General features: G+C 76.6%; 9 protein-coding genes. 6 read left to right on the top strand and 3 right to left on the bottom strand.

The window, feature by feature from the left end:
- The first annotated feature begins 85 nt into the window (after nucleotides 1-85).
- Nucleotides 86-520: a hypothetical protein gene (locus ACQ614_RS24500; protein WP_431680807.1), complete on the top strand. Its 435-nt coding sequence runs from the start codon at nucleotides 86-88 to the stop codon at nucleotides 518-520.
- A 95-nt stretch (nucleotides 521-615) separates the two neighbouring features.
- On the opposite strand, the gene ACQ614_RS24505 is transcribed toward ACQ614_RS24500, so the two are convergent.
- Nucleotides 616-1254, bottom strand: coding sequence for a hypothetical protein (locus tag ACQ614_RS24505; RefSeq protein ID WP_431680808.1), 639 nt, complete (start codon nucleotides 1252-1254; stop codon nucleotides 616-618).
- 391 nt (nucleotides 1255-1645) lie between these two features.
- A complete protein-coding gene (locus ACQ614_RS24510) occupies nucleotides 1646-3946 on the bottom strand; it encodes a DEAD/DEAH box helicase (protein ID WP_431680809.1) in 2301 nt (766 codons plus the stop codon).
- 232 nt (nucleotides 3947-4178) lie between these two features.
- Between ACQ614_RS24510 and ACQ614_RS24515 the strand changes: the two genes are divergently transcribed.
- Nucleotides 4179-5753: a DUF4192 family protein gene (locus tag ACQ614_RS24515; RefSeq protein WP_431680810.1), complete on the top strand. Its 1575-nt coding sequence runs from the start codon at nucleotides 4179-4181 to the stop codon at nucleotides 5751-5753.
- Between the two features lie 40 nt (nucleotides 5754-5793).
- On the opposite strand, the gene ACQ614_RS24520 is transcribed toward ACQ614_RS24515, so the two are convergent.
- Nucleotides 5794-7107, bottom strand: coding sequence for an alpha/beta fold hydrolase (locus tag ACQ614_RS24520; protein ID WP_431680811.1), 1314 nt, complete (start codon nucleotides 7105-7107; stop codon nucleotides 5794-5796).
- Nucleotides 7108-8109: 1002 nt separating this feature from the next.
- Between ACQ614_RS24520 and ACQ614_RS24525 the strand changes: the two genes are divergently transcribed.
- The 4 genes from ACQ614_RS24525 (at nucleotide 8110) to ACQ614_RS24540 (ending at nucleotide 13361) form a co-directional block, all read left to right on the top strand.
- Nucleotides 8110-10119, top strand: coding sequence for a glycogen debranching N-terminal domain-containing protein (locus tag ACQ614_RS24525; RefSeq protein WP_431680812.1), 2010 nt, complete (start codon nucleotides 8110-8112; stop codon nucleotides 10117-10119).
- Nucleotides 10120-10325: 206 nt separating this feature from the next.
- Nucleotides 10326-11069 (top strand): NUDIX hydrolase, encoded by a 744-nt coding sequence (locus ACQ614_RS24530; protein WP_363490879.1) that lies wholly within the window; start codon nucleotides 10326-10328, stop codon nucleotides 11067-11069.
- 271 nt (nucleotides 11070-11340) lie between these two features.
- Nucleotides 11341-12549, top strand: coding sequence for an ATP-binding cassette domain-containing protein (locus ACQ614_RS24535; RefSeq protein ID WP_431680813.1), 1209 nt, complete (start codon nucleotides 11341-11343; stop codon nucleotides 12547-12549).
- Nucleotides 12546-13361 carry a hypothetical protein gene (locus tag ACQ614_RS24540; RefSeq protein WP_431680814.1) on the top strand — a complete coding sequence of 272 codons (816 nt, stop codon included), beginning with the start codon at nucleotides 12546-12548 and terminating at the stop codon, nucleotides 13359-13361. The genes ACQ614_RS24535 and ACQ614_RS24540 overlap by 4 nt, the downstream gene beginning before the upstream one ends.
- Nucleotides 13362-13517 lie beyond the last annotated feature (156 nt).

The following is a 13517-nucleotide window of genomic DNA, read 5'->3' on the forward strand; positions in this document are numbered from 1 at the left end:
GCCGGGCCAGCGGCCTGCGCCGCCCCGTCCGGCGCCCCGCCCCGCCCCTCCGAGAGCCGCGGGTGCCGCCCCGGCTTCGCGCCCCGTGCCGAAGCCCGGCCCGGCCCCCCGCCGTGCAGCTCCGGCCGTCCGCCTCGTCCCCGCCGGCGCGCAGGACGCGGTCGAGCGCGCCGACGAGACGGTGGACCAACTGCTCGAGGCCGGCCGCAGCCCCGGCGACATCCTGGTGCTCACCGTCGGCGAGCCGCACCCCTGGCAGCAGCACGAGCTGTCCTTCGGTGAGGAGCGCTACTGGGCACAGCTGGCCGAGGCCGTCGACGTGTTCTACGCCGATGCCGCCACCAAGCGCCCGCTGCGCCGTGATGTCGTGGTGCTGGTGGTGAACGCCGCGGGCGGCAACCGGGTCGCCCAGGCCGCCACCCGTGCCGCCGAGCGCGCAGGTTCGCTGCTGGTGGTGTGCGGCGGCACCGACACGGTCGCGCCGCTGTTCCCGGGTGCGGAGCGGCCCGTTCCCGCCTGATCGCACGGCCCGCTCCGGAGGTTCGCCCCGCGGTGCCGCCCGCCCTGTTCGGCGGGCGGCCGCGGGGCGGCGTTCGACCCCGGTGGCCCTGGCCCTCAGCGCACTGCCGCGTGGCGGAGCGCGCCCAGCGAGGAGACGGCTCCGACGGGTCCCGCCCGGCGCTGCCTGCGTGCCGGCTCGTGCGCGGTGCGCGGCGCCAGTTCGGTGACCGTGTGCAGCGGACCGTCGGCCCACGATCCCGAGTGCGGGTTGCGGCCGCGCCGTCCGTCGCCCAGCGAGTGCCAGCCGGTCGGTGTCAGCGTGATGTACGAGCCGCAGCGCAGCCCGTGCAGTGCGGCGGCGTCGCGCAGGGCCCACATCCAGGCGCCGTCCTGGGGCGTCCACTCCGGTGAGCCGTCGCGGCAGCGCAGCAGCACCACCGTGCGGATCGGGGCGGACAGCCGCAGGTCGTGCGGGATCACCTGGCGCAGGTGGGAGAGGATCGCGTTGCGGTGCTGCCAGCCGTCGGTGACGTGCTGGCGGGTGCTGAAGGAGGCCGAGGCCACGAGTTGGTGCGACGCGTCCAGGACGGCGATGACCGTCGTGCCGGGCTGCGGCAGGTGCCGCTGGTGCAGCTCGCGGACGAAGTCGCGCGGAGCACGCAGCAGCGGGATGTCCGACTCGGACCAGGCCTTCGGTTCGATGATCCGTCTGGCGGTGGGAAGACCCCGACCGTGGTCCCTGCGGTTGATCACGATCCTCCTTCCCGGTCCGCTGGCAGCTGCCGCGGCTGTGTGTGGGTACGCCAAAAACCGGGTCTTGCGACCAGGTCTTGGGTACGGCCCAATTCTCCCGTCAGATCGGCCCGAGCGGCAATGAGGAAATGCCGAACGCCGCCCGAAAACGGCGTTCTGTCGGATATATTCCACCACCTTCCCGGGGCCATTCGCCTGACGGGGGCCCGACGCCCTAGGGAAGCCGGGATTACCGTCCGGTGGCCCGCAGGTGAACGTCCCTGAGTGCCATGATCGAAATGCACGCAGTGCCTCGTCGGCGGCGGCGGAGGCGACTCGTCCGGGGCTCGCCGACGCGCCCTGTCCGAGGCCGTGGAGGTGCCCGCCGGCGGCGCCGCCGAACCGGTGACGCTCAGGCCTGGACGGCGAGCACCAGCGGCAGCACCCCGGTCGCGCCGGCCCGGCGCAGCAGCCGTGCGGCGACGGTCACCGTCCAGCCCGAGTCCACCAGGTCGTCGACCAGCAGGACGGGGCCCTCGGCCGCGGAGAGCGCGGCGCCGAGCTCGTCGGGGACGACCAGCGTGCCGGCCAGCGAGTGCAGGCGCTGGGCGCTGTTGCTGCGCGGGCCGTGCGGCGGGCGGCCCGCCGTGTACTCCACCCGCCCCAGCAGCGGGAGCCTGCCGATCGCGGCGATCCGCGCACCGAGGCTCTCCACCAGCTGCGGCCGTGTTGCGGAGGCCATCGTCACCACGCCGACCGGGCGGGCCGACCGGTTGCCGTCCGGGCCCTCGGGGCCGGCCCAGCCGCCGGGGCCGCGCGCCCAGTCGGCCAGGACGCCGACCAGGGCGTCCACCACCTCGGCGGGGACGGGGCCGTCCGGCGCCGACTCGGCGAGCAGCGAGCGCAGCCGGGTGCCCCAGCCGATGTCGGAGAGCCGCCCCAGGGCGCGGCCGGTCTCGGCCTGCTCACCGGCGGGGATGCGGCCCTTGAGCGGTACCCCGAGCGCGTCCATCCCCGTCGGCCACAGCCGCCGGGGCTCGAACTCCACGCCCGGCCGGCCGAGGGCCGCCCGGGCCGCCGCCAGCGCCTCGGCCGACACCTCGGCGCCGTGGGCGGGGCCCGCGCAGTTGTCGCACCGCCCGCAGGGGGCGGCCTCCGGGTCGTCGAGCTGGCGCCGCAGGAACTCCATCCGGCAGGCGGTCGAGGCGGCGTACTCGCGCATCGCCTGCTGCTCGGCCTCGCGCGCCGCGGCGACCTTGGCGTACCGCGGCGCGTCGTACGCCCACGGCCGGCCGGTGGCCTCCCAGCCGCCGCGGACCCGGCGGACCGCGCCGTCCACGTCCAGCACCTTGAGCATGGTCTCCAGCCGGTTCCGCCGGAGGTCCACCCGGGCCTCCAGGGCGGCGGTGGACAGCGGGCGGCCCGCCTCCGCGAGCGCGTCGATCGTCCGCCGGACCTGATCCTCCGGGGGGAAGCCGAGCGAGGCGAAGTACCGCCAGATCGCCTCGTCCTCCCGGCCCGGCAGCAGCAGCACCTCCGCCCGGTCCACCCCGCGGCCGGCCCGCCCGACCTGCTGGTAGTACGCGATGGGCGAGCCCGGGGAGCCCAGGTGCACCACGAAGCCGAGATCCGGCTTGTCGAAGCCCATGCCGAGCGCGGACGTCGCCACCAGCGCCTTGACCCGGTTGGCCAGCAGGTCGGCCTCGGCGCTGCGGCGGTCGGCGTCCTCCGTCCGCCCGGAGTACGAGGCCACCGGGTAGCCGTGGGAGCGCAGGAACGCCGTCACCTCGTCCGCCGCGGCGACGGTGAGGGTGTAGACGATGCCGGAGCCGGGCAGCTCGGCGAGGTGGTCGGCCAGCCACGCCAGGCGGTGGGCCGCGTCGGGCAGGGGGAGCACGCCGAGGGTGAGGCTCTCCCGGTCCAGCGGGCCGCGCAGCACCAGTGCGGGCGCAGCGGTCGGCCGGCCCCCCTCCCCGGCGGCGGACCGGTCGGGCGCGCCGGTGCCGAGCTGCTCGGCCACGTCGGCGGTGACCCGGGCGTTGGCCGTGGCGGTGGTCGCCAGGACCGGCACGCCCGGGGAGAGGTCGGCCAGCATCGTCCGCAGCCGGCGGTAGTCGGGCCGGAAGTCGTGGCCCCAGTCGGAGATGCAGTGCGCCTCGTCGACGACCAGCAGGCCGGTGGAGGCGGCGAGCTTCGGCAGCACCTGGTCGCGGAAGTCCGGGTTGTTCAGCCGCTCCGGGCTGACCAGCAGGATGTCGACGGCGCCCGCCGCCACCTCGGCCTGGATCTCGTCCCACTCCTGCGGGTTGGCGGAGTTGATCGTCCGGGCGTGGATGCCGGCCCGGGACGCGGAGTCGACCTGGTTGCGCATCAGCGCGAGCAGCGGCGAGACGATCACCGTCGGGCCGGCCCCGGCGGAGCGCAGCAGGGCGGTGGCGATGAAGTAGACGGCCGACTTGCCCCAGCCGGTGCGCTGCACCACCAGCGCCCGCCTGCGGTCGACGACCAGTGCCTCGATGGCCCGCCACTGGTCCTCCCGGAGCACTGCGGCGGGCCCGGCCAGCTCGCGCAGGACGGCCTCCGCCCGCTCGCGGACGGCGGCACGCTCCGCGGGCCCTGCGGCGTCGTGGCCCTCCGCGGCGGAACGGTCGGCTGCGGCGCCGGCCTCTGTGCGGTCGGCGTCGTCGGTGGGGCGGGGAGTGCGCTCGTCCATGGGTTCATGCATACCGCGTTCCGCCGACAATCGGCCAATACGGGGCTGCGCCGGTGGACCGGACGTACGGTGTGGGGAGAAATAATCAGACAGAATGCCTGACATTCGATCAGTTCAATTGAATGGTAGGGGTTTTGCGTTTCGATCGAGGCGGGAGCGCCGGCCGCGGATTTATCCACAGGTTTTTCCACAGGCCGGATCCCGCGGTCGAAATTGCGGCACTCTTCGGGCCATGAACCACGACGAGCACCGCACCCCGTCGGCCGGCCCCCTCGCAGGCCCGCCGACCACCCTCCTCCCGATGCAGATGCGCGGCCCGGCCGACATGGCCGAAATGCTCCCCTACCTGCTCGGCTTCTTCCCCGACGACAGCATCGTCGCCGTCGGCCTGCAGGGCCCCTCCCTCCAGCAGGGCGGCGTCGTCCGGGTCGACATCCCCGAGGACCCTGCGCACTGGCAGCCCGTCGCACGCGACATCGCCGCCCTGCTGATGGACCTCTCCGAGAAGCGCGACCGCCGCCCCGACCAGGTGCTGCTCTACCTCGTACGCGATCCCGTCGACGCCGCCGAGGCACCGGGCGGCGCACCGCCGGGCGGCCACCGGCCGGTGGAGTCGCTGCGCCCGCTCGCCGACCGGCTCGCGGCGGCCTTCCGCGGAGCGGGCGTGGCGGTGAAGGAGTCGCTGTGCGTCTCGGGCGGCCGCTGGTGGTCCTTCCTGTGCACCCGCCCCGGCTGCTGCGACCCCTCCGGCACACCGATCAGACCGGCCCACCTGCCCAGCCCCATCGCGACCGCCGCGACCTTCGCCGGCCTGGCGCCGCGGGGCAGCCGCAGGTCCATCGTCGCCGGGCTGGCCCCGGTCGGGCCGCCGGTCGCGGACGTCCAGCGACAGGAGATCGAGCGGGCCGGGCCGGGCTTCCTCCAGGAGCTCGCGGTGGGCCGCGCCCACACGGTCGACCGCACGGGCGCACTGCTCGCCGAGGTGGTGGCGGAGTTCCGCGACGGTGCACGCGAGATCGACCCGGAGCGCACCGCCCGGCTCCTGCTGGGCCTGCAGGACAAGCTCGGCCGGGACCGCGGCGCGGAGTTCGCCGAGCCGGACGAACTGGCCACCGCCCAGCGCGTCTGGCGGTTCCTCGTCCAGCGCTGCGTGAGCCCGTTCGAACACCTCGCCCCGCCGCCGCTCACGCTGCTCGCCTGGACGGCCTGGCTGGCCGGCGACACCGCCACCGCCCGCATCATGCTCTCCCGGGCACTGGAGGTGGACGCCCGCTACACCCTCGCCCAGCTGCTGTACGAGTCCATCAACGGCGGCCTCGCCCCCGAGCGGCTGCTGGAGAGCGTCCGCGAACAGCGCGCGGGCCGCCGCCCGGCAGCGCCCTGCACCGGGCAGAGCCCCGACGGGACACCCCAGGGGCCGGTCTTCCGGCCCCGACCGACCGGCGGCCCCGCCGAGGGCCGAACGGAGGGCCGCACCGCGGGCCAGGACACCGACCGGACGCCCGACCGCATCGCCCCCGCCGACCACTCCTTCGGCCACCACGAGGGGCACAGCCCAGAACCCGAAACCGGGCCCGAACCGGCGGCCGGTCCCTCGCACGGCCCCGACCCCGCACCGGGCGGCGGCGCCGCATCGGTGGCCCGGCCGTCGGGGTGCGGCCGGCCCCACGGTCCGGTGCGCCCACCCGCGCGGCCGCCCGTGCAGGCATCCCGGGGCCGTCCGGCGCCGCAGGCCCGCCCCGGCATCGGCGGAGCCGTCGGGCGGGCCCTCGGACAGCGCCGTGCCCAGCGGCCGACGGCCCGCTGACGTGCGGCCCGATCAGAGGGTTCGGGTCCGGTGCCCGCCGCTACACCTCGCCGCGGGCCATCCGGATCAGGCGGTCGAGCACCACCCGGCCGCTCACCCGCAGCGCGTCGTGCTCCCACTCGTTGGTGAGCCAGAACCGCAGGTTGCGCACGGCCCGCGCGGTCTCCAGCGAGTCGGCGGTGTCCACGTACATGTCGTCGAAGTAGACGGCCGCGAACACCGGCACCTCGTTGGCCGCCAGCCGCTCGGGGGAGTACAGGTCGGGCCAGTCGCGGCGCTCCGCGAGCAGCTGCGCCGTCTCGCGCAGCGGCCGGAGCGCCGGGTCGGTCTCGAACATCCAGGGGTAGATCATCTCCCCGGTGAACAGCACGGGAGCGTCCGAGCCGAGCGCGGCCCCGGCGTCGAAGGCGGGGAACTCCTTGCGGACACGCTCGGCGGCCCAGGCCGTGCCCGCCGGGTCCACCGAGCGCTGGCCGTAGATCGACTCGTGCAGCACCGCGTACAGCGGGTTCTGCGCGAAGGACAGCTGCGCCTGTGCCCCGGCGAGGAAGGTGTCGGACAGCTCCGGCCCGTCGACGCCCTCGACCCAGGCCTCCTCCAACAGGTAGTGGAGGGCCCCCGAGCCGCTCCCGGCGCCGAGCATCAGGCCCAGGGCCTGGAAGGCCTGCACGGTCAGCAGCCCGCCGTCCGGCAGCGCCGCCGGCCGCTCCGCCAGGTGCGCCGCGATCCTGCGGACGGCGGCCACGTCCTGCGGGTGACGGGCGTAGTGCGCCGCGTTCTTCGCAGCCACCCGCGGGTACGCCGCGCGGTAGACGTCGTCCGCCGAGGCGCGCAGCCCCGCGAGCCCGCCGGTGACGAACGCCTCACGGAGCCCCTCGGGCGCCAGCGACAGGTACGTCAGGGTGCAGAAGCCGCCGAAGCTCTGGCCGAGGAGGCTCCACCTGCCCTGGTCGCCGAGCAGCAGACGGCGGATCAGCTCGGCGTCCCGGACGATCGAGTCGGCACGGAAGTGCGCCAGGTACTCGGCCTGCTCGGCCGGCCCGCCGCGGCGGGCCAGCGTCTGCCGGTTGGCCGGGGTCGACCGTCCCGTGCCGCGCTGGTCCAGCAGCAGCACCCGGTAGTCGTCCAGGGCCCGGTTCAGCCAGTCGTCGCGCCCCAGCGGTCGGCCGGCCTTGCCGCCCGGGCCGCCCTGCAGATACAGCAGCCAGGGCAGGTCGTCGTGCTCCCGGTCGGAGGCCACGACCTCGCGGGCGTACACCTCGATCCGTTCGCCCTCCGGCCGCTGGTGGTCGAGCGGTACCCGGAAGACGTGGTCCGTGGTGACGATTCCGGGCAGTCGGCCGACGGTGGACATGCAGCTCCTCGGTACGTGCTGGTCGCAGGCGCGGTGCGACGCGCGTCGACCATGTTCCGGGTACGAGCGCCGCCGATCCGCACCGTATCCTGGCGGCGGACGGGAGCCGGTAGGGGAGGGCCATCGAGGTGGCCGAGCCGCTTCCGGCAGCCGGGCCGGGCAGCGTCGACGGGGGTGACGGGGGGCAGCCGGGCGGTCGCGCCGGGCCGGCGCGCCACTGCCGCCGCACGGGTCGGCGTGACCTGTGGCACATGCAGGACGTTCACCCAACGGGGCCGGGCGGCACCACCCGCCCGCAGGCCCTGCACCGAGCCGACGTGCACCGCACCACCGGTGCGCGCATGCCGACACCGGCCGGGCCGGGCCGGACGGGCAGCGCGGAGCAACGGCCGGTACCGGCCGTGCGGTGCCGGGACGGACCGCCTGCTCCCACCGATCGACCTGCCCACCGGCAGAGCAGCACAGACCGCGAACGAGCACGCTCGCGGTCGACCGGCCCAGCAGCAGCCGGCCGACCGAGGGGAGGAGAGACCGGTGACCGCCTCCAGGCCACCACAGCCGGGCGCACCGGCACCGTCGGCGACCACACCGCCGCCGCCCGCGCCCGCCGCACCGCCCACCGGGCCGGTGCCGCCGCCCTCCGGACCTCCGGCGCCCCCCGTGCCGCCGGTCCGCCAGGGGCCCGCGGTCCCCCCGGTGTCGTCCGCACCCCCGCCGCCGGCGGCGCCGCCAACACCCTTCGCACCCCCGCAACCGGCGGCACCGCCCATGGGCGCCCCGCCCGGGGGCGCAGCGGGGCCGCGTCCGGGCCGAGCACCGGCCGGCGCGCCGCCCGCCGGTCCGCCGTACGCCGGGGCACCGACCACCACCCCGCCCTACGGCGTGCCGCTGACACCGACCCCGCCGTACGGCGTGCCGGTGCCGCCTGCCGGGCCCGCCCAGTCGAGACCGCCTGCGCCGCCGCGGCCCCAGACCGCGACCGCCCACGACATGCTGTTCTGCGTGGCAGCCCCGGCGATGGCCGCGTCCGGAATCGACGGGCAGCTCCGCGGGCAGGGGCTCCAGGGCTTCTACCGGTCCGGCATGCGCACCCTGGCACGGATGGAGCTGCGCCTCGGCGGCATCGAGCCGATGCCCCTCCAGGGCGCCCTCACCTCCGCCGCCGAGGCCCGCTTCGTCGGCAGTGTCCGCATCCCCGGCGACCCGGACCCCGACCCGGCACTCACCGTCGAACGCCTGCGCCACGCCGACGGCACGGAGACGGTCACCGTCCGCAACGCGGGCGGCCGCCCGGCCCGCCTGCCGCTGGAGATCACCCTCGGCACCGACCTCGGCCTGCTGGGCGACATCGCGGCCGGCCAGCGCGCCGCCGACCTGCCGAGCCAGGTCCAGTCGTCCGGCCTGCGCTGGTCGGGCGCCGGCCGCAGCGCCACCGTCTCCGCGCGGCCCTCCCCGCACGCCGTACTGGCCGGCGCGGGTGTGCTCCGCTGGGACCTCGAGGTGCAGCCCGGCGCCCGCTGGTCCGTCGAACTGCGCAGCGAACTGGAGAGCGCCCCGGCCGGCAGCCGGCCGCCCACCGGCCGCGGCCAGGGTGTCCCGCTGCCCTGGGCCGAGCCCGAGGTGCGCTGCGACGACGCCCGGGCCGAGCGCCTGGTGCCGAGCTCCCTCGACGCACTGGGCGCCCTGCTCCTCGCCGACGCCGACCGTCCGACCGACCTGTACGCGGCTTCCGGCGCGCCGTGGCGGTTCGGCCTCACCCCGGCCGACGCCCTGTGGGCGGCCCGCTGGACGCTGCCGTTCGGCACCCGCCTCGCGGCCGGCACCCTCCGTGCCCTGGCACGCCGTCAGCACACCGGCCGGCAGCCCGGAGCCACCGGCCCGGCAGGTGCGGCAGGTGCGGCCGGGCAGCTCCCGGACGGGCTCGTCCCCGGCCCGATGCGGCACGGCGGCCCCGAGCTGCCGCCCTCCTGCACCGCCACCGAGGCCACCCTGCTGTTCGTCACCGTGCTGGCCGAGGCCTGGCGTTGGGGCCTGCCGCGGCACGAGGTGATAGAGCTGCTGCCGGCCGTCGAGCGCGCCCTGGCCGCGCTGCGCAGCTCGGTCGCCGAAGGGCCGGACGGGCCCGAGGGGTTCGTCGTCGACCTCAGCCGCCCGCCCGAGGACAGGTCCACCCGCTCGGCCGCGGCCCGCTGCGAGGTGCAGGCGCAGGCCTACCGGGCGGCGCTGCACGGCGCCGAGCTGCTCGCGGCCTTCGCCCGGCCGGGAGCGGCCGAGTGGCGCAGCTGGGCCGCGGCGCTCCGGGAGCGCTTCCGGGAGCAGTTCTGGATCGACGACCTGTCGGGTGGGCGTCCCGCCGCCGCACTGCTCGGCGGCGGGCGGACGGTCCCCGCGGTGGCCTCCTCCTTCGTCCACCTGCTCGACGTCGGCCTCTCCCGGGACGGCGAGCTGCACGAGGGCCTGCTCGACCGGGAGCAGACCCGGCTCCTCGCCCAGCGCCTGACCGCTCCTGAGCTGGACTGCGGCTGGGGCCTGCGGACACTCGGCGGCAAGTCGCCGCGGTTCAATCCGCTCGGCCACCGCAGCGGCGCCGTCCGGGTGCACGAGACGGCGCTGGCCGTGGCCGGCCTCGCCGACAGCGGCCTGGAGCGGGAGGCGGGGCTGCTGCTGGAGGGCCTGCTGGGCGCCGCCGAGCACTTCGACGGCAGACTGCCGGAGATGTACGCGGGGGAGCAGCGGGTGACCGGATGCCCGCCGGTGCCGCACCCGGCTGCGTGCCGGCCCGCGGCCCTGTCGGCGGCGGCCGGGGTCCATCTCGTCCTTTCCATGGCCGGCGTCCGCCCGGACGTGCCGGGCGGACGGGTGGTCGTCCGCCCGGCCTCCAGCACGCCGTTGGGCGAACTCCAGCTGACCGGACTGCGGGTGGCGGAGGAGCCGTTCTCGGTCCGGGTCAGCCGGATCGGCGTGGCCGTCGTGGAGGAGGCTTCGCCGCAGCTGCAGCTCGGCGCGGGCTGACCCGCCCTCCGGGGCGTCACCCCGGGGTGCCCCGCCGAGGGCCTCTCGGGGCACCCGCCCGTGCACAGCACCGACCGGGGCACTCGCGGCACGTCGGCTCCGCCCCGCCCGCTCCGCCCGCCCGGCCGTCCGTTCGGGAGCATCCGGTCGGGCCGGCCTCCCGGTACTCTGTGTTTATCGTCAGAAAGACGACTATGATCGTCGCCATGTCGCGCTATGACCCGTCGGCCTTCCCCCCGTTCGCCGTTACCGTCGACCTGGTGGTACTGACGGTCCGGGACCACGAGCTGTGCGCGCTGCTGGTCCGACGGGGCGAGCCGCCCTTCCAGGGGTACTGGGCCCTGCCCGGCGGCTTCGTGCGCCCGGACGAGGGCCTGGGCGAGGCGGCGTCCCGCGAACTCGCCGAGGAGACCGGGCTGCGCGCGCACTCCGCACCCGGCCAGTCCGCGGCCGGCGTCCACCTGGAGCAACTCGCCACGTACGGACACCCGCAGCGCGACCCGCGCATGCGCGTGGTCAGCGTCGCCCACCTGGTGCTCGCCCCCGACCTGCCGACCCCGCGCCCCGGCGGCGACGCCAGCAGCGCCCGCTGGGCACCCGTCCGCGACCTGCTCGACGACAGGCCTGCCGACGGCGTCCCGCTCGCCTTCGACCACGGCCGGATCCTCGGCGACGGCGTGGAGCGCGCCCGCTCCAAGATCGAGTACTCCTCGCTGGCCACGGCCTTCTGCCCGCCCGAGTTCACCGTCGGCGAGCTGCGCCGGGTCTACGAGGCGGTGTGGGGCGTGGTTCTCGACCCGCGGAACTTCCACCGGAAGGTCACCGGCACCCCGGGCTTCCTGCTGCCGTCCGGCGGAACGACGACCCGCCAGGGCGGGCGCCCCGCCCAGCTCTTCACCGCGGGCGGGGCGACCGTCCTCAACCCGCCGATGCTCCGCCCGGAGGCCTGACCCGCCGCTGCCGCCGGGCCGGCACGCGCCCGCCCGCGGCACGCAGACCCGGCCCCGGACCGGGGGCGGCCGACTGCCCGACGGTCAGTCAACTGTTCCGTTACGTCCCCTGATCGAGTGAGGTAGACGGGCAGCGCTCCCTGTCGGCCGCCGCAATGCCCGGAATCTCCCCCGCCGAGTCCTAGGGTGCTGGCGCGGGCACGCCGGAGCACCACGCTCCGCGGGCCCACGGCCCACCCGGTCGGCCGAGGCATGGGAGCAGCAGGCAGCGATGATCCAGATCACCGGCTTGACCAAGGTCCACCGGCGGGGCGGCCCGCCGGCGCTGCTCGACCTCACCTTCGACACCCGCCCCGGCACGCTCACCGCCCTCCTCGGCGACGAGGGCGCGGGCAAGAGCACGGCCGTCCGGCTGATGGTCGAACTCGAACGCGGCCGCGGTGCCGCCCTCTTCGACGGCCGCACCTACCGCAGGCTCCGCCGCCCGGAGCACACCGTCGGCGTGGTGCTCGAGACCGGCGCGTGGGGCCTCGGCCACCCCGGCCTGCGGGCCGCCGACCACCTGCGGATGCTCGCCGCCGCCATCGGGGCGCCCGCCCGCCGCGCCGACGACCTGCTGGAACAGACCCGCCTCGCCGGGGTCGCCACCCACCGGCTGCGCACCTTTTCCCCCGGGATGAACCGCCGCCTCGCCCTCGCCGCAGCCCTGCTCGGCGAACCCCGGGCCCTCCTGCTGGACGAGCCCACCGCCGGCCTGTCCCCGCGCAGCACCGAGTGGTTCCAGTCCTTCCTGCGCTCCTTCGCAGCCGCCGGCGGCACCGTGCTGCTCACCACCAGGGCCCCGCAGGAGGCGGCCCTGGCCGATCGCGTGATCACCCTCGTCCGCGGCCGGCAGGTCGCCGACCAGGGCGCGGCGGAGTTCCACGGCACCCGTCTCTGCCCCGAAGTGGTCGTCCGCGGCCCGCAGATGGGGCGCCTCGCGGACCTGCTGCTCGCCCAGGGCGCCCGCGTCCGCGCGGACGGCGGCTCGGGCATCGCGGTCGGCGGCGTGGCCCGCGCCGAGATCGGCGAACTCGCCCACCGCCACGGCATCCTGCTCCACGAACTCGCCGACCGGACGACAGGACGGCCGTTGCCCGCCCCGACCCTCCCCGCCGGTTCCGGCCGCTCCGGCCAGACCGTCCGGCTGCGCCGAGCCTCGCTGCCCCAGCCCGCCGTACCCGTGCGCGGCGCCCTGCCGACCAGGGGCGGACCGGTCACGGCGTCGTTCCCCGGCACCGAACCGCCTCCCTCCGGCCGGCCCGTGCCCGTCGCCGGGCCGGCGCCCGCGCCCGCAACGGCGCCCACACCCGCGGAAGCGCCCGCGGATGCGCCCGCGCCCACCCCCGGGCCCGCCCCCCTGCCGCCGGCGACGCCCGGCCCCTTCCCGTCCGACCGCCCGGTGTCCGGGCCCGACCACCACCGCAGCGAGGCACCGTGAAGGCCCTGGCGTACGAGGTCCGCAGGCTCCGCAGCGTGCGGTCGACCTGGCTGACGGCGGCGGTCGTCCTGCTGGCCGGTGCCGCGGTGGCCGCCGTGATGGCCCGGCAGCAGCAGCCGGGCCCGTCCCCGGCCGATGCAGTGCGGGCGGTCACCGCGGTGGTTCCGGTGCTGCCGTTGCCGGTCGCGGCGCTCGGGGCGGGTGTCCTCGGCGCGCTGTCCTACGCGCACGAGGTGAGCCACCCGGGCCTGCCCGCTTCCCGGGTCGCGCTGCCGCGCCGGCTCGGGCTGCTCACCGCCAAGCTGCTGGTGGTCGGCGCGGTGTGCCTCGCGCTGTCCGCGGCGACGGCCCTGCTGAACGGGTCGGTGTTCGCCCTGGCCCTGCCCCCGGGGATCGACGCCCGGGAACTGCTCGATCCCGGTGCGCAGGCCGGGGCAGCGCGGCCGCTGGCGCTGTTCGCAGCCCTGGTGGTGCTGTCCGGCTGGGCGGGCCTGCTCGCCACCTGCCTGGTGCGGAACGCCGCAGCGGGCCTGGCCCTGCTCACCGCCCTGGCCGTCCTGGGGGAACCCCTCGCCGGGCTGCTGCTGCGCAGGACCGGCCCGGACGGGTTCGCCGCGCTGCCGGCCGTCCGGGAGATGCAGGCCCTGCTGCCGTTCGAGAACGCGCTGGAGCGGCTGCGGCTCGGTGACGGGCGGGTGGCCGCCGAGGCCGTGCACCTGCCGGTGCCGGTGCTGCTGGCGGTGGTGCTGGCCCCGCCCGCTCTGGGCCTGCTCGGCGCGGTCGCCGTCCAGTTCCGGCGCCGGGCGCTCTGACAGACCGGAAGGACGGACCGGAAGGGGAGACAGGCCGGAGGGACGGGACAGGCCGGAGGGACGGGACAGCCAGAAGGGGCGCCGACCCCGGCCGCCGTCACCCAGCGTCAACGACAAGTGCTCCGCGTGATGTTCGAGCGGTCGAATTGGGAGGCT

This window comes from Kitasatospora dryopteridis, assembly GCF_050749075.1.
Classification (GTDB): domain Bacteria; phylum Actinomycetota; class Actinomycetes; order Streptomycetales; family Streptomycetaceae; genus Kitasatospora.